The 21,356-nt window shown below is 58.1% G+C and carries 18 protein-coding genes and 1 rRNA gene; 11 read left to right on the top strand and 8 right to left on the bottom strand.

The features are described 5' to 3' along the window. The 6 genes from rrf to HNP98_RS21220 all read left to right on the top strand — a co-directional run. Positions 1-93, top strand: a 5S ribosomal RNA gene (gene rrf, locus HNP98_RS22550); the annotation flags it as partial. A gap of 164 nt (positions 94-257) precedes the next feature. Then, the gene (locus tag HNP98_RS21200; RefSeq protein ID WP_173812190.1) at positions 258-2,342 is read left to right on the top strand and encodes a BatA domain-containing protein; all 2,085 of its coding nucleotides are present in this window, start codon (positions 258-260) and stop codon (positions 2,340-2,342) included. Positions 2,343-2,397: 55 nt separating this feature from the next. Then, positions 2,398-2,961: a DUF4199 domain-containing protein gene (locus HNP98_RS21205; protein ID WP_173812191.1), complete on the top strand. Its 564-nt coding sequence runs from the start codon at positions 2,398-2,400 to the stop codon at positions 2,959-2,961. A gap of 22 nt (positions 2,962-2,983) precedes the next feature. After that, positions 2,984-3,520 carry a DUF4199 domain-containing protein gene (locus HNP98_RS21210; protein ID WP_173812192.1) on the top strand — a complete coding sequence of 179 codons (537 nt, stop codon included), beginning with the start codon at positions 2,984-2,986 and terminating at the stop codon, positions 3,518-3,520. Then, the gene (locus HNP98_RS21215; protein ID WP_246275275.1) at positions 3,513-4,490 is read left to right on the top strand and encodes a glycosyltransferase family 2 protein; all 978 of its coding nucleotides are present in this window, start codon (positions 3,513-3,515) and stop codon (positions 4,488-4,490) included. The genes HNP98_RS21210 and HNP98_RS21215 overlap by 8 nt, the downstream gene beginning before the upstream one ends. A gap of 10 nt (positions 4,491-4,500) precedes the next feature. Then, positions 4,501-5,634, top strand: a complete 1,134-nt coding sequence (locus HNP98_RS21220) for a glycosyltransferase (protein WP_173812194.1) — start codon at positions 4,501-4,503, stop codon at positions 5,632-5,634. An 11-nt stretch (positions 5,635-5,645) separates the two neighbouring features. On the opposite strand, the gene HNP98_RS21225 is transcribed toward HNP98_RS21220, so the two are convergent. Beyond that, positions 5,646-6,755, bottom strand: a complete 1,110-nt coding sequence (locus HNP98_RS21225) for a glycosyltransferase family 9 protein (RefSeq protein WP_173812195.1) — start codon at positions 6,753-6,755, stop codon at positions 5,646-5,648. Between the two features lie 41 nt (positions 6,756-6,796). Then, the gene (gene purB, locus HNP98_RS21230) at positions 6,797-8,137 is read right to left on the bottom strand and encodes an adenylosuccinate lyase (RefSeq protein ID WP_173812196.1); all 1,341 of its coding nucleotides are present in this window, start codon (positions 8,135-8,137) and stop codon (positions 6,797-6,799) included. Between the two features lie 118 nt (positions 8,138-8,255). On the opposite strand from purB, the gene HNP98_RS22410 reads away from it, so the two are divergent. Further along, on the top strand, positions 8,256-10,385 hold the full coding sequence (locus HNP98_RS22410) for a transglycosylase domain-containing protein (RefSeq protein ID WP_173812197.1): 2,130 nt from the start codon (positions 8,256-8,258) through the stop codon (positions 10,383-10,385). Between the two features lie 66 nt (positions 10,386-10,451). Here the strand turns inward: HNP98_RS22410 and HNP98_RS21240 are convergent, their stop codons facing one another. Both HNP98_RS21240 and hemG read right to left on the bottom strand, forming a co-directional pair. Next, positions 10,452-11,192, bottom strand: coding sequence for a polyprenol monophosphomannose synthase (locus tag HNP98_RS21240; protein ID WP_173812198.1), 741 nt, complete (start codon positions 11,190-11,192; stop codon positions 10,452-10,454). 48 nt (positions 11,193-11,240) lie between these two features. After that, positions 11,241-12,566, bottom strand: a complete 1,326-nt coding sequence (gene hemG, locus HNP98_RS21245; protein WP_173812199.1) for a protoporphyrinogen oxidase — start codon at positions 12,564-12,566, stop codon at positions 11,241-11,243. Between the two features lie 36 nt (positions 12,567-12,602). On the opposite strand from hemG, the gene HNP98_RS21250 reads away from it, so the two are divergent. Continuing rightward, positions 12,603-13,130, top strand: coding sequence for a D-glycero-alpha-D-manno-heptose-1,7-bisphosphate 7-phosphatase (locus HNP98_RS21250; protein ID WP_173812200.1), 528 nt, complete (start codon positions 12,603-12,605; stop codon positions 13,128-13,130). Positions 13,131-13,376: 246 nt separating this feature from the next. Here the strand turns inward: HNP98_RS21250 and HNP98_RS21255 are convergent, their stop codons facing one another. Next, positions 13,377-13,532 (bottom strand): hypothetical protein, encoded by a 156-nt coding sequence (locus tag HNP98_RS21255; protein WP_173812201.1) that lies wholly within the window; start codon positions 13,530-13,532, stop codon positions 13,377-13,379. Positions 13,533-13,647: 115 nt separating this feature from the next. Next, complete coding sequence (locus tag HNP98_RS21260; RefSeq protein WP_173812202.1) at positions 13,648-15,048, bottom strand: type III PLP-dependent enzyme domain-containing protein; 1,401 nt, start codon at positions 15,046-15,048, stop codon at positions 13,648-13,650. A 215-nt stretch (positions 15,049-15,263) separates the two neighbouring features. On the opposite strand from HNP98_RS21260, the gene HNP98_RS21265 reads away from it, so the two are divergent. Then, complete coding sequence (locus HNP98_RS21265; RefSeq protein ID WP_173812203.1) at positions 15,264-16,238, top strand: arginase; 975 nt, start codon at positions 15,264-15,266, stop codon at positions 16,236-16,238. A gap of 147 nt (positions 16,239-16,385) precedes the next feature. Here HNP98_RS21265 and HNP98_RS21270 read toward each other — a convergent pair whose 3' ends face one another. Beyond that, positions 16,386-17,546 carry an alpha/beta hydrolase family protein gene (locus HNP98_RS21270; RefSeq protein ID WP_317171171.1) on the bottom strand — a complete coding sequence of 387 codons (1,161 nt, stop codon included), beginning with the start codon at positions 17,544-17,546 and terminating at the stop codon, positions 16,386-16,388. Between the two features lie 633 nt (positions 17,547-18,179). Between HNP98_RS21270 and HNP98_RS21275 the strand changes: the two genes are divergently transcribed. Together HNP98_RS21275 and HNP98_RS21280 are read left to right on the top strand one after the other, a co-directional pair. Then, positions 18,180-19,313 carry a nucleoid-associated protein gene (locus HNP98_RS21275; RefSeq protein ID WP_173812204.1) on the top strand — a complete coding sequence of 378 codons (1,134 nt, stop codon included), beginning with the start codon at positions 18,180-18,182 and terminating at the stop codon, positions 19,311-19,313. Then, positions 19,310-20,848: a hypothetical protein gene (locus HNP98_RS21280; protein WP_173812205.1), complete on the top strand. Its 1,539-nt coding sequence runs from the start codon at positions 19,310-19,312 to the stop codon at positions 20,846-20,848. The genes HNP98_RS21275 and HNP98_RS21280 overlap by 4 nt, the downstream gene beginning before the upstream one ends. 223 nt (positions 20,849-21,071) lie before the next feature. Here the strand turns inward: HNP98_RS21280 and HNP98_RS21285 are convergent, their stop codons facing one another. Next, a complete protein-coding gene (locus HNP98_RS21285) occupies positions 21,072-21,248 on the bottom strand; it encodes a hypothetical protein (protein ID WP_173812206.1) in 177 nt (58 codons plus the stop codon). Between the last annotated feature and the right edge of the window lie 108 nt (positions 21,249-21,356).

Genomic DNA, 21,356 nt, shown 5'->3' on the forward strand with positions numbered 1-21,356 from the left:
GTGTTCACCTCTTCCCATTCCGAACAGAGCCGTTAAGCCCCGGTGCGCCCATGGTACTGCCTTCACCGGTGGGAGAGTCGGTCGCCGCCAACTTTATTTCAGTAATGCTCCTGTCAGCTTTCATCAGCCGGCAGGAGCATTTTGTTTTGCCTTCATTTCTACTTCTTTGTACATTCAATAGCTTGCACTAAGTACGGCTGTAAGTACTATTAACTGTGAGCACTATTAATCGTAATTTGTTGACAAATTGGTTTTAGGTGTTACACATTCGTTTGGTTAAAAGTATGCAGCTGTCTTACCCTTGGTTTCTGCTTTGCTTAAGTGTGGTCGCAATACCTATTGTAATCCATTTATTTCAACTACGACGTCCACAAAGGTTGGTATTTACGAATGTTGGATTCATAAATGAAGTGAAATTGGTTACTGCACGGCAGCAAAAACTTCAGCACTTATTTTTATTATTTGCTAGGGTGCTTGGCCTGAGCGCATTAGTATTGGCTTTTTGCCAGCCGATTATTCCCGCGGCTCATAGAAAAGAAACTGCGCGAACAGGCATAATCGACGTGATTGTTGATAATTCGGCCGGTATGGTTACTCCTACGAAAACAGGAAATACTTTTAGTGCTGCATTGCAACATGCGGCAGGTCTCGGAAATGTGTATTCAGATAGTCAGTTTCGATTGCTTAATAGTGGTAAGAGTGCTGTTAATCGTTCAGTCTATCAGCGAAAGTTATCCGAATTACAAATAACGAACAGGGTATCAACCATAACTGGGTTTGAACATGACGCACTTGAAGATGGGCAGAATACACAGGCTTATATATTTTCAAATTTCCAGCGTTCTACCTTTAATACCTCTTTACTAAAGCGTATTGATAGTTCAAAAAGAGTTGTGTTGGTGCCGGAAAGTGGCGAGAAAACCGGTAATATTTATGTAGATAGTGTATGGTTTGACGATGTTTTTTTACAAGTGCGGGTAAATACGGGGTTACACATTCGGTTACGGAATGGCGGAAGCAAAGCGGTGGCCGATTGCCCAGTTAAGGTTTTTCTTGGGCCGCAGCAAGTGGCGGCGTTTCGGGTGACGGTGGCGGGTGGACAAGCTGCGGTTACGGTGGTTCAGGTGCAAGTGGTTGATCAGCAATTAGTAAGAGGGCGGGTGGTGACGGAGGATGCGCCGGTGGTATTTGACAATACTTATTACTTTACCGCTCAAGCTACCGGTACTATTCGGGTGCTGGAGATTGGGGCAGTGCCAGTTGCAAAAGTGCTTTATGAGGGCGAGCCGTTATTCAATTATTCTTTCACAAAACCGGATAATATAAACTACGATGCTTTGCGCCGGGCCAATTTGGTGTTGCTACGGGAAGTTCCCTTGGTAACTAACGGTTTGCGGGATGCCTTGCGCGGGGTAGTGGCGCGGGGGGGCAGCGTGGCAATTGTGCCTGCTGGGGCCGAGGCTAGCTATGCTTCGTACCAACAGCTATTCCGGGATTTGGGGGTTGGCGTGCCCGAACGAATATCCCCTGGTATGCCACCAGAGTTGCGCGAGGTAGCCTTGCCTACTGCCTACGAGGAATTTTTTCGGGATGTGTTGGGGGCCCAACCGCGCGGGGTGGCCATGCCGCGAGTGGCCCCGGTGCTGCGCTGGGCCCGCACAGGAACTGATATTTTGCGGCTGCGCGATGGAGAAAGCTACCTGGCAGAATTTGCCAACGGGCCCGGCAAAGTGTATGTATTTGCGGCCCCGTTTTCTAGAGAATACTCAGATTTTGCGGACCACGCACTATTTGTACCAGTACTTTACAAGTTGGCGATGCGCAGTTTTCAGAGTGAGCAGCAACCAGCGTACCGCTTGACGCAGCACGTCGTCAACCTGACGCTCCCGGCTGCTGGTGGGGCTGATGAGGCAATTGATGAGCGAGCAGCGCTCCAACTGGTTCGGGACAGTGCGACTTGGCTGCCAGTGCAGCGGATGCAGGGCAATAACGTGCGACTGGACGTGCCGGCCGCGTTGGATGCCCCCGGATTTTACCAGGTACGGCGGGGTAAACAACTGGTGACTACCGTGGCTCTTAACACCAGCCCCAAAGAGTCGGAGCTGGCTACTTACTCGGCCGGGGAGTTGCGGGCGTTGGTTGGCCCTGGCCGGCCCAACGTGCAGGTGCTCGAAGGCGGGCCGGGTGGCGCAGTGGTGGCGCAGTTGCAGGCCGAGCGCGGTGGGCAGCCGCTGTGGCGCTACTTTCTAGGGCTGGCATTGGCTTGCCTGCTGGTGGAGGCGTTGTTGTTGCGCTTTGGCCGGCCGCGCGTGGGAGCGGGCAAAGTAGCAGTGGCGGCTTAGCTGGCACAAGCTGGCGACAAATCGGTGGTGGCCGTATCTTGCGGCCCCACTTCTGATGAGCTACATGGCCGATTCATTGACAAAGCCCGCCATTCCGGCAACCGATGCTTTTGCGCTGGTGCGGCGGGTGGTGCTGCGGTTTGGCGGCGGTGTGGGAGCCTTGTGTAGCTTGTGGATTGTGGGCTTGCACCTAACTGGCAACAATGCCTTCGGTCCGAAGCAGTTGCTGGCTGAGCTATTGGTGCCCTTTGTGGCGCTGGCCAGCCAGTGGACGCTCCGCCGGCAACTGCTGCCGGTGAAGCCCGGGCTGGCGCGGGCAATGGCTGTGGGAGGACTGACCACGCTACTGGCGGCAGGGCTGTGCGCGTGCGCCGTGTGGGGGCTGGGACACGTAGTGGGCGAGCCCACGCTGGCCCAGCACCGCGCTGAGATTACGGAAATCATGCAAACTCAGCAGCAAGTGGACCGCAAAGACCGCAAATTGGTGCCACTGACGGCGGCGCAGCGGGCGGCCATTTCCGGTATTACGGTAAATGACTTGGCGGTGAGTAATTTTAAAGCGGTGCTGCTGCTTGGGCTGGTATTTAGCTTGCCGGGCGGTATTTTCTTTCGCGAATAAATTTTTTAATAAACTGTCTCGCATGGAAACACAAGGACAAACTGTAACTCCGACAGCAGTCGGCCTCCGGTTCGGAGTATTGCTAGCCTTGAGTTGGATAGTTGTAGATTTTTTGGTGAGAATTGCAAACTTGAGTTTTTTAGTGTTTGGTGTAGTAAGTGTAAGTATAGCGTTGCTTGTAGCTGTCGTGTTTTTAGTGCTGGCTCATAAAGCATTTCGTCAAGCTAATGGGCAATTAATGAGTTATGGGCAAGGTATGGTAATTGCTATAATTATGTTATTAATTTCGGGCTTAGCATCTGGGGTATTTAATTACGTATTTTTGACGTATATCGACCCCGAATTTGTGGATAGCATGAAAGATGGTATGACGAAATTTATGGAAAGTAATAATATCCCTGACGACCAAATAGCTAAAGGCACGGCCAAATTAGACGAGATGCGCAAGGGGTTTGGTAGTTCAGTTTTAACAGGTGTCACGAATGGTTTAGTAAGTGGCTTGGTGCTGGGATTAATCGTGTCGGCATTTACAAAACGCAATGCTTCCGAGTTTGAATAAGCCCCTTGCTTCTTTCCCGGTAGAATTATCCATCGTTATTCCTTTGCTCGATGAGGCCGAATCGTTGCCAGAGCTGACGCGCTGGATTGCCCAGGTGCTGACGACGCGGGGCCTGAGCTACGAGGTGATTCTGATTGACGACGGCTCGACGGATGACTCGTGGGAGGTAATTGAGGAGCTGGCGGCCCGCGACGCGGCGCTGCGCGGCATCCGCTTCAACCGCAATTATGGCAAGTCGGCGGCGTTGAACGTGGGGTTTCAGGCGGCGCGGGGGCGGGTGGTGTGCACGATGGATGCCGATTTGCAGGATTCGCCAGAGGAACTGCCGGAGCTGTACCGGATGATTGTGGCGGACAAGTTCGACCTGGTGAGCGGGTGGAAGCAGAAGCGCTACGACCCGCTGTCGAAAACCATTCCAACCAAGCTGTTCAACGGGGCGACGCGCTGGATTTCGGGCATTCCGCTGCACGATTTCAATTGCGGCCTGAAGGCTTACGACCAGCGCGTGGTGAAAAGCATCGAGGTGTACGGCGAGATGCACCGCTACATTCCCGTCATCGCCAAGTGGAACGGGTTCCGCCGCATCGGCGAGAAGGTGGTGCAGCACCAGGAGCGCAAGTACGGTGTGACGAAGTTTGGGCTGGAGCGGTTTGTTTACGGCTTCCTTGATTTGGCCAGCATCACGTTCGTGAGTCGTTTCCGGCGGCGGCCGATGCACTTTTTTGGTACGCTGGGGGCCCTCTCGTTTTTCGTGGGCATGGTGATGACGCTGTGGCTGACGGGGGAGAAAGTGTACCTGTCGCTGCACAACCTGCGGGCCCGCAACGTGACCGACCAGCCGCTGTTTTTCCTGTCGCTCACGGTGGTAATTATTGGCGTGATGCTGTTTCTGTCGGGTTTTCTGGCGGAAATGGTGCAACTGAACGGCTCGCACCGCAACGACTACCTGGTGCGCGACACTATCAAATAAGCCCCCTGGTATGCGCGTCGTCATCATTGGGCCGGCCTATCCGCTGCGCGGTGGGCTGGCTACTTATAACGAGCGGCTGGCACGGGCTTTTCGGGAAGCCGGGGACGAGGTGCGCTTGGTGACGTTCTCGCTGCAATACCCGGATTTCCTGTTCCCGGGGCAGACGCAGTTTAGCACCGAGCCGGGGCCCCCGGATTTGGCGATTGAGGTGAGTTTGAACTCGGTAAATCCGCTGTCGTGGTGGGCGGTGGGGCGGCGGCTGCGGCGCGAGCGGCCCGATTTGGTGGTGTTCCGGTTCTGGCTGCCGTTCATGGGGCCCGCGCTGGGCACGGTGGCGCGGCTGGTGCGCGGCAACGGCCACACCCGCGTGGTGGCCATCACCGACAACGTGATTCCGCACGAGAAAAGGCCCGGCGACGGGCCCCTGACGCGCTACTTCCTCAGCGCCTGCGACGGCTTCGTGACCATGAGCCGCCGCGTGCTGGGCGATTTGCAGCGGCTGGGTTTTGGCCGGAAGCCGGCGCAGTACCGGCCGCATCCGCTCTACGATAATTTCGGGCCCATCAAGTCCAAAGCCGAGGCCCTGGCCACGCTGCAACTACCGGCCGCGGTGGGCTATTTGTTATTTTTTGGATTTATTCGGGCTTATAAAGGCCTGGATATTTTGCTGGAAGCTTTTGCCGATGCGCGGGTGGCGGCGCTGCCAATTAAATTAATTATTGCGGGGGAATTCTACGAAGATTCGGCCCCATATGAGGCATTAATTCAAAAATATCAATTAGCGGATAGAATAATCAGGGCCACGGATTTTATTCCCAATGAGGAAGTGGTTAATTATTTCTGCGCCGCCGATTTAATCGTGCAGCCCTATAAGAACGCGACGCAAAGCGGGGTGTCGCAAATAGCGTATCATTTCGAGCGGCCCATGCTGGTGACGGACGTGGGCGGGCTGGCCGAATTGATTCCGGCGGGCGTGGTGGGCTACGTGGTGCCGCCCACGCCCGGGGCCATCGCCGAGGCCATCGTGGATTTCTACGCCAACCAGCGGGAAGCAAAGTTTGCGGTCGGGGTGCGCGAGGAAAAGAAGCAGTTTTCGTGGCCGGCGATGGTGGGGGCCCTGAAGGAGGTGGCCCTAGCTAGCTAGTGACCGGCAGGTCAGGCAAGCGGCACGCTTTCGCGCACGGCTTGCAATACTTTCTCGGCTGGTAGGTCTTCCATGCAGCTGGTGCCGAGGCGGCAGGTGCCGCGGTAAAAGCACACGCACTGCCGGTTGGGCCCCACGATTTGGCCGCGGCCGTAGAGGTCGAATTCGTGGGGGTTGAAGATGTTGTTCATCAGGACGGTGGGCTTGCGCAGGGCGATGCTGATGTGCATGCCCATCGTGACCTGCGTGACGATGCCCTGCATCTGGTGCATCAGGTTGATGAACTGGGGCAGGGGGAAGGTGCCGGGGTAGGCGGCCCCCGTGGCGGCGTGCAGCACCAGGTTGCGCGGGTGCTCGGCCTCGCCGCCGAGTAGCACGGGCGCGTAGCCGGCGGCTTGCAGGCCGGTAATCAAGGCAATCCATTTCTCGTCGCTCCAGAGGCGGGTGGTCCAACGGTCGCCGCAGCCGGTGTTCAGGCCGATGCGGGGGCCCTGAGCCGCGGGCGGCAGGGTGGGCCAAGCGTAGCCCTTGTCGTCGTGGGTGTCGAAAACGTACTCTTCGCCCCGGAAATCGAAGCCGCACAGCTCGAAGATTTCCTGCACGTAGGGCTTGGTGTTGGCCAGGCTGAGCTGGTCGAACACGCCGGTGAGGAATTTGTGGTCGGCCTGGGCATTCACGGGCCAGGGCACGCCGTCGTATTCGCGCAGCGTGTAGCCAAATTTCGTCTCGGCCCGCACGTTCAGCAGCAGGGCGCAGGCTTCTTTTTCCTTGTCGAGGTTGATGGCGATGTCGAACCGCCGGGCCTGGAGCTGCAAGGCGCTGGCGTAGTCGAACTTCAGGATTTCATCGACCTCGCGCTGGGGCAAAATGGCCGGCGTGAGCGTGAGCCAGGTGATGAAGCAGCCCGGGTACTCGGCCCGCAGCCGCCGCAGCAGCGGCGTGGTGCGGATGACGTCGCCGATGGCCCCGAGCTTGATGAGCAACACGCGCTTAGTGACCGGCGCGTACACGGGGCAGTCGGCGCAGGTGTAGCCGTGCTCTTTGTTGGGGCGGCAGGGCAGGTCGCCGCGGAAGTGGCGGCAGTCGGGGTGAACGGAGACGTTGGGGAGCAGCTGGGGCACGGAAAGGGCGGAATGGGGGAGCGAAGAAACGCGCGGGGCCGCTACCGGCCCACGTAGGTGGCCGGCGTCAGGGCCCGCAGCTCGGCTTTTACGCCGTCGGCGACGTTCAATTCCGCGACAAAATGCGCGATGGTGGCGGCCGAAATGGCCTTGCCGGTGCGCGTGAGCTGCTTGAGGGCCGAGTAGGGGTCGGGGTAGTTTTCGCGGCGCAGAATGGTTTGGATGCCCTCGGCCACCACGGCCCAGTTGGCTTCGAGGTCGCGGGCCAGGGCGGCTTCGTCGAGGGCCAGCTTGCCCAGGCCGCGCAGCAGCGAGTTTAAAGCAATGAGCGTGTGGCCCAGGGGCACGCCCAGGTTGCGCAGCACCGTCGAGTCGGTCAAATCCCGCTGGAGGCGGGAAATCGGCAGCTTGGCGGCGAAGTGCTCCAGCAGGGCGTTGGCCACGCCCAGGTTACCCTCGGCGTTTTCGAAATCGATGGGATTCACCTTGTGCGGCATGGCCGACGAGCCCACTTCACCGGCCTTCACGGTCTGGCGGAAGTAGCCCATGGCCACGTACTGCCACACGTCGCGGCACAAGTCTATCAGGATGTTGTTGAGGCGCTTCACGCCGTCGCAGAAGGCCGCCAGGTGGTCGTAGGGCTCAATCTGGGTGGTGGGAAAGGTGCGGGTCAAGCCCAGGGTTTCCTCCACAAACTGCCGGGCGAAGCCGTGCCAGTCGGTGCCCGGGTAGGCCACGAAGTGGGCGTTGAAGCCGCCGGTGGCCCCGCCGAACTTCGCCGCGTAGGGCACCTGGGCCAGCAGCGCCAGCTGGCCTTCGAGCCGGGCCACGAACACCTCGATTTCCTTGCCCAGCCGGGTGGGCGAGGCGGGCTGGCCGTGGGTGCGGGCCAGCATGGGCACGGGGCCCCAGGCAATGGCCAGCGCCGTGAGGCGGCCCGTGACGGTGGCAAACTGGGGCCCCAGCACGTCGGCCCAGGCTTCCTTCAGGCTCAGCGGGATGGCCGTGTTGTTGACGTCCTGCGAGGTGAGGCCGAAGTGGATGAACTCCACCGAGCCGCCCAGGCCGAGCTTGGTGAATTCGTCGCGCAGGAAGTACTCCACGGCCTTTACATCGTGGTTCGTCACGGCTTCGTGAGTCTTGATGGCCAGGGCTTGCGGCTCGCCAAACTGCTCGTAGAGGCCACGCAGGGCCGGAAAAACGGTGGCCGGTACGCTGTGCAGCTGGGGCAGCGGCAGTTCGCAGAGGGCGATGAAGTACTCCACTTCGACCCGCACGCGGTAGCGCATCAGGGCCAGCTCGGAAAAGTAGGGGGCCAGGGCAGCGCTGGTGCGGTGGTAGCGCCCGTCGAGGGGCGAGAGGGCGGTGAGGGGCGAAAGCATGGCGCAAAAGTAGGGCCCCCGGCCGGCGGGGCCCCGCCGGCCGCGCCCGAACCCGCGCCGGGGCCCCGGCGTTCTTGCTACCTTTGGCTTCGACTACCCGAACCCTTTTTTCTGCCCAGTGCGCATTTCTCCCTCCACCAAACGCATTCTTATCGGCGTAGCGGGCACCTTTGCGGTGCTGCTGCTGCTGGCTTTTGGCCTGTTCCAGTGGAACCGCCAAAAGCTGTTGGACGCGGCGCTGCGTGCAGTGAAAGCCCGCGTGGAGCGCAAGTACCCGGTGGCGCTGGTGCTGGGCCCGGCCCGGTTCACGGACCTGAACACGGTAGAAATCAAGGGAATGAGCGTGGTGCCCACCGCCAGCCCCGCTGACACGCTGCTCACCGCCCGCCGCTTGCAGGCCAGCCTGAGCGTCCGGTCGCTGTTTGCGGGGCGGCCCGTGTTTTCCGATTTGCAGATTCAGCACGCCCGCCTCACGGCCCACAGCACGGCCACCGGCAACAACTACGGCTTTCTGCTGAACAAAAAGAAGGCCGTGGAGGCCCCCCGCGACCTGCGCCAGGGCCGCAACTACGGCCTGCTGCTGAACCAAGTGCTCGAAGCCGGCTTCGACAACGTGCCCGGCCAGGCCGATTTCCAGGACTTTGTGGTGCGCTACGACGGCCCCCGCCACCAGGCCCTGCTGGCCATGCCGCGGCTGAAAATTGAGGACGGCAGCATCAGCGGCCGCCTCACGGCCAGCATCGATTCGGTGGTGAACGAGCTGGGCGTCAGCGGCCACGTCGAGGCCGGCGACTACGCCCTCACGGCGCGGGTGTTCGGGGTGGGCGGCTCGGTGCAGCTGCCCTACGTGCCGCGCCGCTTCGGGGCCCTGGTGAGCTTCGACACGGTGCTGGTGAGCATGACGGGCAAGGAGTTCAGCGACGACGACACCGGCGGCAAGCTCACGGTGCGCGGCTCGCTGGCGGCCCGCAACTTCAGCCTCTACCAGCCCCGCCTGGGCGCGGAAGACATCGTGGTGCACCGCGGCGAGCTGGACTTCGTGGCCACGCTGGGCCGCGCCACGGTGGCGCTGGAATCGGGCTCGCGCGTGCTGCTCAACCAGCTGGTGTTCCACCCCGAAATTGCCGTGCGCCTCAAGCCCCAGCTGGCCGTGCGCCTGCGCATCGACTCCGACGCGGCCCCCACCAACGCCTTTTTCAACTCGCTGCCCGAGGGCATGTTCGACGTGGTGGCCGGCACCCAGGGCACCGGCACGCTCGCCTACCACCTCCAGGCCGACGTGGACCTGGCCCGGGTGGACAGCCTGCACCTCGACTCGTCGCTCCGGCCCAGCAAGGATTTCCGCATCACCCGCTTCGGGGCCGAAGACCTGAACAAGCTCAACGGCGACTTTGCCTACACGGCCTACAACGACAAGGGCGACTCGCTGCGCACCTTTCCCGTGGGGCCCTCGAACCCCGACTTCACGCACTACGACGACGTGGCCGGCTACCTCAAATCGGCCATCATGACGGCCGAAGACCCGCGCTTCCTCACCCACCACGGCTTCATGGAAAAGGCGTTCGTCAATGCCGCTATCCAGGATATTAAGGAAAAGCGCTTCGCCCGGGGCGGCAGCACGCTCAGCATGCAGCTGGTGAAAAACGTGTTCCTGAACCGCCAGAAAACCGTGGGCCGCAAGGCCGAGGAGATGCTGATTGTATGGCTCATCGAGAACACCCACCTCGTGAGCAAGCAGCGCATGTTCGAGGTCTACCTCAACATCATCGAGTGGGGCCCCAGCAAGTACCGCTGGCCCAGCGGCAAGCACGGCGTGTACGGCGTGAAGGAAGCGGCCCTGTTCTACTACGGCAAGCGCCCCGGCGAGCTGAACCTGCCCGAAAGCCTGTACCTGGCCAGCATCATCCCCAAGCCCAAGTACTACCGCTACTCGTTCAACAGCTACGGCAACCTGCGCACCAGCACGCGCTACTTCTTCAAGCTGATTGCCGACATCATGGCCACCAAGGGCCTGATTTCGGAGAGTGACCGCGACAACCTGACCTACGGCGTGAACCTGAACGGCCCCGCCCGCAGCTACATCGTGACGGCCCGCGACACTACCCGCACCGTGGCCCCCGCCGACAGCAGCCAGTTCGAATCCATCAACCTGATTGACCTGCTGAACACCACCAAATCGGCCGAGGCCACGCCCGCCGAGCCCGCCGCCCCGGGTGGGGCCCCCGCGGAGGCCCCAAAACAGAATTAGGAATGAGGAATGAAGAATGCCGCAGTGGGCCACCCAACGGCATTCCTCATTCCTCATTCCTCATTCCTAATTTTTAACTACGCTCACCGGGTGCAGCCAGCTGTTGATTTTCATTTGTAGTACCCCGAAAAAGGCTTCTTTGACGATGCCTTTCGACATTTTGGAGGTGCCGCGGGTGCGGTCGGTGAAGATGATGGGCACTTCCTTGATGCGGAAGCCGAGCTGGTAGGCCCGCCACTTCATCTCAATTTGAAAGGCGTAGCCCACGAAGCGGATGTGGTCGAGGTCGATGGCTTGCAGCACCCGCGCCGTGTAGCACTTGAAGCCGGCGGTGGCGTCGCGGATGGGCATGCCCGTCACAAAACGCACGTACCACGAGGCGTAGTACGACATGAGCACGCGCTCCATGGGCCAGTTCACCACGTTCACGCCCTGGATGTAGCGCGAGCCGATGGCCACGTCGTAGCCCTCCACGGCGCAGGCGCGGTAGAGGTGCAGCAGGTCTTTGGGGTTGTGCGAAAAGTCGGCGTCCATCTCGAACACGTAGCCGTAGCCGCGGGCCAGGGCCCAGCGGAAGCCGTGGATGTAGGCCGTGCCGAGGCCCTGCTTGCCGGGGCGCTCCTCTAGAAACAGACGCCCCGGAAACTCGGCCTGCAAGCCGCGCACGATGGCCGCCGTGCCGTCGGGCGAGCCGTCGTCGATGACCAGCACGTCGAAGGCCTGGGAGAGGGAAAATATTTTGCGAAGGATTAGCTCGGCGTTTTCGCGCTCGTTATAGGTAGGAATCAGGACGAGGCCGTCGTTCATAAAGGGCAAAGATAGCGGCCGGGGCAAAGGAAGAAATGAAACAGCGGTTTAAGCGCTGCGGGCCAGCTCGTTGGCCGTGGCGCGGGCGTGGCGCACCACGTCGGGCACGCCCACGCCCGCCTGCCAGTTGGCCACGGCCACGATGCCGTCGGCCCGCAGGGCTTCTACCGACGCCCGCGCGGGCCCAATGGCTGCATCGAACTGCGGAATGCTGCGCGGCCAGTAGTAGCGCCCCTGCCAAATGGGGCCCCCGGCAATGCCGTAGAAGCGGGCCAGTTCGGCGTGCACCGCCGCCAGCTGGGCGGCCTCGGGCTGGGCCGCTGCCGCCGCATACTGGGTGCCCCCCACGAAGGTGGTGAACAGCACTTGGCCTGCCGGCACCCGGTCAGGGTAAAGGCTGCTGGTCCAGAGCGAGCCGGCGGCGTAGGCGGCCTCCGCCTTGGGGTGCAGGGCCCCAAATCCTTCCAGCGGATGCGCCACGGCGGCCCGGTCGTAGGCCGAGTACACCACGCTCATGGGCGGGTAGCGCACGGCTGCCAGTGCCGCCCCGGCCGCCGGAGACAGCTCGGCTAGCAGCGGGGCGGCGGCGTAGGCGGGCAGGGCCAGCACGAGGTGCGTGTAGGGCCCCCGGGCCGCGCCGCCCGCCTGAAACGAATAGGTGCCGTCGGCGGCCCGGGCCAGGGCGGTGGCGGGGGCCCCGGGGTGGCAGTGGGTGAGGCGGGCGGCCAGTGCGTCGGTGAGCTGCTGCACGCCGCCTTGCAGCGTGACGACGCGCCGCCGGCCCGCGCCCTGGCCGGCCTTGGCCAGCCCGCGCAGCACCGAGCCGTGCGCCTGCTCCAGCGCCGCCAGCTGCGGAAACGTGTGGCGCAGCAGCAGCTCGGCCGGGTCGCCGGCGTAGATGCCGGCCACGAACGGGTTCACGGCGTAATCCACGATTTCCGGGCCGAAACGCCGGGTGAAAAACGCGGCCACGGTTTCGTCGGGGTCGGGGGCCCCGGCGGGCTTCAGGAATTCGCGTAGCAGCCGCCACTTGGCCTTCAGGCTGAAAAAGCTGCTGCGGAGCAGCGCCGGCGGCGAGCCGGGCAGCTCGCGGTAGCGGCCGCCGCGCAATACGTAGCGGCGCTGGCCCACGGCGGCCGTGTCCTGCACCTGGTCGGTGAGGCCCAGCTCGGCAAACAGCTCCGCCAGCTCGGGGCTGAGCTGGAGCGAGTTGGGGCCCGCTTCGAGCAGGTAGCCTTCGGGCGGGCGGAAGCTGAGCAGGTTGCCGCCGGGCCGCGCGTCGGCTTCAAATAGGTCGTAGGCGACGCCGGCTTGCTGCAAGTGCCAGGCGCAGGTGAGGCCGGCGAGGCCGCCGCCGATAATGGCGATTTTCATCCGGCAAAGGTCGGGCCCCGCCCGTAGCTTTGCCCCATGACGGGCCCCCACAAAGCAATTTTCCTCGACCGCGACGGCGTACTCAACAACGAAACCGGCGAGTACGTGTGGCAGGCCGCGCAGTTCGTGGTCAGCCCCGGCGTGCCCGGGGCCCTGGCCCGCCTCAAAGCCGCCGGCTACTACCTCATCGTCGTCACCAACCAGGCCGGTATCGCCAAGGGCCTCTACACCGGGGCCGACGTGCAGGCCCGCCACGCCCAACTGCAAGCCGCCTGCGGCAACGCGCTGGACGCGCTGTACTTCAGCGACAACCACCCCAGCGTGAGCGAATCCATCTTCCGCAAGCCCGACTCGGGGATGCTGGAAAAAGCCGTGGCCCGCTTCGGCCTCGACCCCGCCCAGTGCTGGATTGTGGGCGACCGGGTGCGCGACATGGAAGCCGGGGCCCGCCTGGGCATCCGCGGCATCCTGGTGGGCCACACCGAAATAGGGGCCCACACTCCCTACGCCGTCGATTTAGCCGCCGCCACGGACTTGATTTTGAATGTAGCGCGGACTTTGTAGTCCGCAGCTCTGAACGGTCGCTGAACGGTTTGTAGCGTGGACGCTGCGAGTCCGCACGGCTCTGAACGGTTGCTGCACGATTATCGGTAGGACGAAGCGAAGCGCGCGGACTCGCAGCGTCCACGCTACGGCCGGGCGGCCATCGGTAGGACGAAGCGAGAGCCGCGGACTACAAAGTCCGCGCTACAACAAGAAGGCCGGCTCCCCACTTGGGAAACCGGCCTTCTTATTTCTTTAACCCGAAAATTACTGGCGGGCCGTGGGGGCGGCGGCGCTGGCCATCACGGGCGAGGACACGCGGTTGGCAGCCTTGGTGCTGGTGTAGGCGGGGCACTTGCCGCCGCTGCACGAACCGAGGCCCAGGGTAGCCACGCCAGCGGCTAAGAGAATAAGCTTTTTCATAAGATAATGCTAAATGGGTGAATGCTGAGTGGAGACTGGGCCAAAGATAGTACACCCATCGCAACAGCTGTATCCCCATCGAACGGAAAAATGCAAATTTTCGTGCAAAGCCCTTCTACGAAGTATAGCCCAAAATGCGCATCATACTGGCCGCCTCTTGTTTAGGCGCAAAAATGGTATCGGTGAGCACGCCGTCGGGGCCCCGGTCGAGGATGATGTGCTGGGGCGCGGGGATGAGGCAGTGCTTGATGCCGCCGTAGCCGCTCAGGCTTTCCTGGTAAGCGCCGGTGTGGAAAAATCCAATGTAGAGCGGCTCCGCGTCGGTGGGCTTGCGCTCGGGCAAAAACACTTGGTAGAGGTGCTGCTCGGCGTTGTAGTAGTCCTGCGAGTCGCAGGTGAGGCCCCCGAGTTGGATGCGCTTGTACTGCTTCTGCCAGCCGTTGAGGGCCAGCAGGATGAAGCGCTGGTTCAGGGCCCAGGTATCGGGCAGGTTGGTGATGAACGAGCCGTCAATCATGTACCACAACTCCTTGTCGTTCTGGAGCTTCTCGTCCAGGATGGAGTAAATCATGGCCCCGCTTTCGCCCACCGTGAAGATGCCGAACTCGGTGAAGATGCCGGGCTCGGGCACGCCTTCCTCCTTGCAGATGCGCTGCACGGTGCGCAGGATTTCGGCCACCATGTAGGGGTAGTCGTACTCGGGCTGGATGCTGGTTTGGATGGGCAGGCCCCCGCCGATGTCGATGGTGGTGAGCGTGGGGCAGATTTTGCGCAGCTCGCAGTACTTGTGGATGAAGCGGCTAAGCTCGGACCAGTAGTAGGACGTATCCTTGATGCCGGTGCTGATGAAGTAGTGCAGCATCGTGAGCTCGAAGCGCGGGTCGTCCCGGAGGCGCTGCTCGTAGAGCGGCACGGCGTCGGCGTAGCGGATGCCCAGGCGCGAGGTGTAGAACTGGAAGCGCGGCTCCTCGTCGGAGGCCAGGCGCATCCCGATTCTGCACTTTTCCGTCACGTGCTGCGCGTAGTAGTCAATCTCGTTGGGCGCGTCGAGGATGGGGATGCAGTTCACGAAGCCTTCGTTGATGAGGGCCGTGATTTCGTGCTTGTACTCGTCGGGCTTGAAGCCGTTGCAGATGATGTGGTGCTGCTTGTCGACCTTGCCCTCGGCGTGGAGGTGGCGGATGATGCTGATGTCGAACCACGACGAGGTTTCGAGGTGCACATCGTTTTTCAGGGCCTCCTCCAGCACGAAGCGGAAGTGCGACGACTTGGTGCAGTAGGCGTAGGAGTAGGTGCCCTGGTAGCCGGTGGCGGCAATGCCGTCGGCAAACCACTTTTTGGCCCGCTGAATCTGGGAGCTGATTTTGGGCAGGTAGGTGAGGCGCAGCGGCGTGCCGTACTTCTCAACCAGGGCCATCAGGTCGATGCCGTGGAATTGCAGCTCGTCGTTTTGAACCGTGAAATCGGCGGTGGGAAAATCGAAGGTTTGGGAAATTAGGTCGTGGTACTTGTCCATCGAGGGTGGGGGAAAACGGCGCGGAATGCCGACCTTTGCGGCGGCGGCTCAAAACTACCGCCCGGGGAAAGAAATGTTCCCCGCGCATCGGCAACGATGGACGAAGCGACTTGGCTACGGTGGGGCTTTTCCCGCCGCAAGGCAGCGCCCGCATGGGGCCCCCGGGGCCCTGGGCGGACCGGTGCGGCCCTTTTGCTCTCCTAACTTACCGACCGATGAAACGCATCAAATTACTGGAAGTGCACTCCGAGCTGGGCGCCGGCACCCGCGGCGCCGGCATGGGCATCGACGCCCTGCGCGTGGCCTGCCTCAACAAGGGCTCCGACTACTTCCGCCGCTACAACGCGGTGGTGGTGCCGGATTTGAACCACGTGCTGTTCGAGAAAACGCCCTTCCGGTGGGCCAAGCACATCGACGCCATTTATACCGTGCAGAAGGGCATTGCCAGCGCCGTGGAGCAGACGCTGCGCTTCGGCGAGTTCCCGCTGGTGCTGGCCGGCGACCACTCCAGCGCCAACGCCACCATTGCCGGCATCAAGGCCGCGTACCCGCACAAAACGCTGGGCGTCATCTGGATCGATGCCCACGCCGACATCCACTCGCCCTACACCACGCCCAGCGGCAACGTGCACGGCATGCCCCTGGCCGCTGCCCTGGGCCTCGACAACCGCCAGCACCAGCGCAACACGCCCGACCCCGAAACCGAGTTTTTCTGGCGCCGCCTCCAAAACCTGGCCGAGCCGGGCCCCAAGCTGCGCCCCGAGCACCTGGTGTACGTGGTGGTGCGCGACACTGAGGAAGAAGAAGATGCCCTCATCGCGGAGCTGGGTATTAAGTGGATCAAGCTGCCCGAAATCAAGGAGAAAGGGGCCCGGCAACTGACCCACGAAATTTACGAGCACCTGCGCGGCTGCGACATGGTGTACATCTCCTTCGACGTGGACAGCCTCGATTCGAGCTTCAGCATCGGCACCGGTACGCCCGTGGAGGACGGCCTCTACCTCTCCGAAGCCGAAAACCTGTGCCAGGACCTGCTGGAAAACGAGCGGGTAGTCTGCTTCGAGATGGTCGAAATCAATCCCACCCTCGACAACGGCAACACCATGGCCAAGAATGCCTTCAACATCCTCGAAAAAGCCACCGAAGCCATCGAGCGCCGGCTGCGGCTGGAGGACGAGGCGCGGCGGTAACGGGAAAAAACCTCACAATAGTGAACGTCATGCAGAGCGCAGCGAAGCATCTTTCCCGCGTAACTAATCAAGATTACTGGCGCAGTAAAGATGCTTCGCGGCGCTCTGCATGACGTTCTTTTTTAATTCAGGAACAACGCTCTTAACCTAATACTGGCTGATGAAGGCGTAGGCCCCCAGCGTGTAGGTGGTGGCCGACGAGAAGTGGTTGCCGCCCTGGATGGGGCGCAGCTGCACCTGGGTGGCGCCGCGCTTCTGCATGGCGTCGTAGGCGTCTTGCGAGTTGAAGAAGGGCACGTAGTCGTCGGCGGTGCCGTGGAAGAGGGCCAGCGGGGCCCGGGGCTTCCAGTCGTAGATGTCGTTGTCGGCCACGGCGGCGGTGAGGGCGGCGTCCGAATTAGTCAGCACGGCCTGGCGGAAACCATCGGCGAAGAGCTGGCTCTGCTGGGTGGGCACGTCGGCAAACGGGTTGGCTTGCAGTTGGGTGGCGTAGGGCTCCTGGTAGTAGAAGGAAAACGGCCGGTTCAGGGCGTAGATGCGGTCGTAAGTGCGCAGCACCCACACGTAGGTGCTCAGGAAACTCAGCGGCTGCTGGGCCCCCAGCACGTAGCGGGCGAAGGCCGACTTGTGGTAGGCCCCGGCACCGGGCGCGCTGGCCGTGACGGGCAGCTCGGTGGCGTATTTCTCTTCCAGCAGCTTGTGCAGGGCCATGGTGGCGTAGCCGCCCTCGGAGTAGCCGAGCAGGAAGTTCTTCTGGTTGACGGCCACGGCTTGCTGCTGGCAAAACTCGCGGGTGGCGCGCAGCATGTCGGCCGAGGCCGAGGCCAGCGAGGCGGCGTGCTCGTAGGGGTGGGGCAGGGCCTTGGAGGCGCCGTAGCCAATGTAGTCGGGCGCCGATACCACGTAGCCCGTGGAGGCCAGCACCGACACCGCCGACCACACGTCGCTGCCCGTGGCGTAGTAGGAGGGGGCCTGGCCCTCGCCGTCGGGCGTGATGGTGCCGTGCTGGTAGCTGAGCACCGGCAGCTCGCCCGCGCCCACCGGCACCAGCGCCGCCCCGGAGGCGGTAATCTCCTGGCCGTCGGGCGCGTGGGTGCGGTAGGTGAGGCGGTACACCCGGATGGGGTAGCGCGCCAGGGCTCCCACCAACGGCACGGCCTGCACGCGGCCGGCCAGCGTGGCCACACTGTACTCGCCGATGAGCGTGCTGCCCGTGAGCACGGTAGCGGCGGCGGGCGCCGTGGCGGTGGGCTCGGGCTCGCTGCTTTTGCAGCTGGGCGCGGCCGCCAGGCCAGCCAGCAGCCACACAAAACGGTACTTAGCAACTGGCCATGCTAGGGCCCCTAAACGAAATATCGACACGATAGGAAAGATGTAAGGAGGATGGAAACCGGCCTCCTAACACCCGGCAGCGGCGGCCGTGTTCCCAGGCGGGGCGCAATAGGGCCCCCGGGGCCCCAGGGGAGCAGCCTAAGCCGCTGGAGAAACGGAGAGCCCCGCCAGTAGCTGGCTTGTCCTTACCCAAAACTCAAACGCCCTGTCGGCCATGTGGCTGGAAGGGCGTTTTTGCGTGGATGCCTGGCTAGCTTTCCGTTTTTCAAACGGAATTAGCTAGCCAAAAAGGACCTTGGCATCACCTCGGGGAAGTCGAAAAAATATTTGGGGAAGGACAAGCTAGTAGCTGGCGGGGCTTTTTTAATGTCTGTAATTATTAAATTTTGTTTTTGAAGTCAAATACGCGCGTTCAGAGAACTTAACAGCTAAAGCACTTTAAATTATTTTACTGATAATCTGCACATTGTATATTAAATACCAATATAGATAGTTATTTTCAATGGATTTGAAACTTAAACTAATAAAATTGGTTTATAGATGATATACACTAACAATATTGGTAAAAATGATAGTAATGCACTCATTAAAAATTAGTTACGAGTATACTTGGTAGACGTCATTTCTGATGTCTGTGGTATGATGGAATTAGTTGGCGGTAATTCAGCTACTTTGGCAGCTTATTCCTTCGCCATGCCACTATTATTTTCTGCTCTTCATCGTATCGGTCATGAAGTTGACCCTCCTGAAGATGTTTCTTCTCATTCTAATCAACCCACTGCCTCGGAGTACATCAACGAACTTGTTGAATCGGTTGTGAACAGTGTTAATAAGCGCAGTTACGATTTTATTCGCGATGAAGTAGAAGTATCTGTCGCAATAAATCAATATCATCTTGCAACAGACGCAATCTTATATAAACAGGCAGCAAACATTATAGCTAATCGGTTGCATATAACCGAAAAGAAAAGTCGTGTTCAAAACGCTAACCTTATTAACCCAATTCCCAAAGGAGTTTTAATCCAGGCATTTCTTCAAGATGGAGTAAGCAAAAGGGTCCTTGTTGTAAAATCGGATTATGACGATTTCTTGGATAACACATTTATGCCGAGAACGGGACTGCCTAAGAAGAAAAAGGTTTATAAAGCCTTTCTAGCAGAATTAGGTCTTGACGGCGGTGTTGTAGAGTTGTTTGTAAGTGACAGTTCGGGCGGTTACAGTAAATACTGGTGGAGAGACTTTCTGGAACTTAGGGAGAAGCGTGGCGACGCTCAAAACACTAAAACTTTTTGGGATTCTCTAGAAAAAGATATTTTAAATCCTATCAAGAGAAATAACCGTGCTGACTACGAAATCATTCGCAATGGAATGATTCTTTATGTCAAGTCTAATGACCGCTTTGAGCTTAATGATTTTGTTCGGGCTACACTTGAAAATTACGAACCTCAAAATCCAGAACTTCCTATTGCTTCAATGGTAAGTGATTTACGTAGGCTTCCAGTTAAACGTGCAAATAATCTGTTTGATACTTCTTTTAATATTGTTAAATCTGAAATAAAAGCTCGTTCAAGAACAACATATCATATCACTAATGATATTGATGTGGTCATCAAAACGGGTATTGAAAATTTTAAAGATGCCATTCAAGCTGTTGACGAGAATGGTATCAAATACATCAAAATCAGAACTGATGAAGAAGGATTTAAAATCTTCGCCAGAAATGCTAATAATGAATCGTCATGAAACCTGTCTCGAATCTTTTGGAGCTATTTGAATCCAGTGCTTTCCTGCCACTGATTGTCAAAGAGGATTTTGAAAGGCTCGAAGTTGAAGGCCCAATTGCAGCGAATAATCTTGTCATTCCACTTGCATCTATTTTAGAAAAGCGTGCTTTTGAGCTGCTAAGAATAAGTGGCTTTAGATTAAGTATAATATGTGATGGTAATGATAGTATAGACCTTGATTCTAATGCCTTAGATTATGTTGATTTTTTATCTTCGATCCAGCGTGAAATAGATTTGCATTTTGTTACATGCATTATTAAGCTCATCTGCTATAAAGATTCTACTGGTTCCTCCATACCTGTCTTTAATTTGGCAGAAATTGTAAAATATCTAAATAGCTTAAATTATAAGCAGTTGTTGCTTTTGCTTTGGCATAAATTTAAGACAAATAATTATTTAGCATTCGAGTTGGTTGAGGACTTTGCTAGTGACTTCGGAACTGGGTCGATTTTCTTTCTTAAAGACCGCAAGTATCCAACTCCTGAAGAGACGGTAGCACTTCAATTGTTACGTGTAGATAGATTTAATTCTATCCGGAACGTATCTCATTTTGAAAACGCAGCTGAATGTCAATTTATCCCCGACGACTTCGGCATAATTAACGAGCTTAACTGTCCAGATTCAGTTAGAGTCTTACTAAATTGCCTATGTGGTTTATTTTCAATCATTAGCTTGTTTGATATCACTAGATTGGTCGATGAGGGTATTGAATTTAAACTAAACGGGTACAAGTCAATTAGCGGAATATTATCTGGTAGTAGAATGCATATGGCTTCTATTATTGAATATTATAAAATATATAATTGGGTTTATTATGGAGGTAATTTAAGTGATAAAATTGGCCTTACTCGTAATTTGGTTTCTATTCATTTGATATCTCCAGAAAATCTGGAGTTGCGAGGGAATCCTTATGATTCTGTTCGTTCTGCTTTTGATCTTTACCTCAAGCAAAATATTAAGCAATATATTGAATTGCGTAGTAAAATATCAGATCAATTAATTGATCAGACTAATAAGGCTACTAAGATTGCGGAAGAGTTTGCTGGAGGTTATAAAAAGAGTATACTTGCTGTTGTGTCCTTTTTTGCTAGCGTAATTGTTGCCAAAGTTTTTTCAACTAAAGAATTACATGGTATTTTTACCAAAGAAGCATCAATCATTTCATTTGCATTCTTAGTTATATCAGCAGCCTATTTTCTTCTGTCTTATGTAGAATTTAGTAAAGAGAAAATCAGATTTGTAAAAAATTACCAGAATCTTCAAAGTCGATTTACTGACCTGTTAGTAAAGGAGGATATAGACCGCATATTAGACCAAGATAAGATTCATAAAGACGATGTGGCATACATGGATAGTAAAATATTTAGGTTTAGCCTGATGTGGTCTTCAACTCTAGTCATCATGTTGTTAGCTGTATTGTTGCTTTCAGATACTTATAATTTTTATAATATTGGACAATGGTTCAGCAGCCTTATTCCTTCTTCAGTTAAATAATCAAAAAGCCCCGCCAGGTACTGGCGGGGCTTTCTGTTGCCTCAAGTTTCGGGGGGCTATTCGTCCGGCGGGCGCGGTGACACCTGGCCGCTTTAGATGCGGGTCACGACGCCGGCTACGGAGTGGTCGTATTCGGCTGCGCTGGCAAATACTTCTGGGGAGAAGGCGGCTTGGCGGGGGCGTGCCGGTTGTGGGGCTGCCAGACACTGACGGGGCTTTTTGATTAGCGGGCAATCGAAAAAATTACGTCGGCTGTGATGTTCAGCCGCGTGTAAAGCCGGCGGGCGAAATCCATGTTCAGTTCCCGTTTGCCTTGCATGAGTTCGGACAACCGGGGTTCGGAGACTTCGAGGATTTCAGCGAGGGCCCGTTGCCGGATGCGCCGCTTGAACATTTCCACTTCGAGGATGCCCCTTAGAGGGTATAGGGTAAAAACATAGAGATTTACCTTTGCCGGATGAATCGCCGTGCTTATTCAACCGATTTGACTGCTGAACAATGGCTTCTG

This window comes from Hymenobacter caeli, assembly GCF_013294115.1.
Lineage (GTDB): Bacteria > Bacteroidota > Bacteroidia > Cytophagales > Hymenobacteraceae > Hymenobacter > Hymenobacter caeli.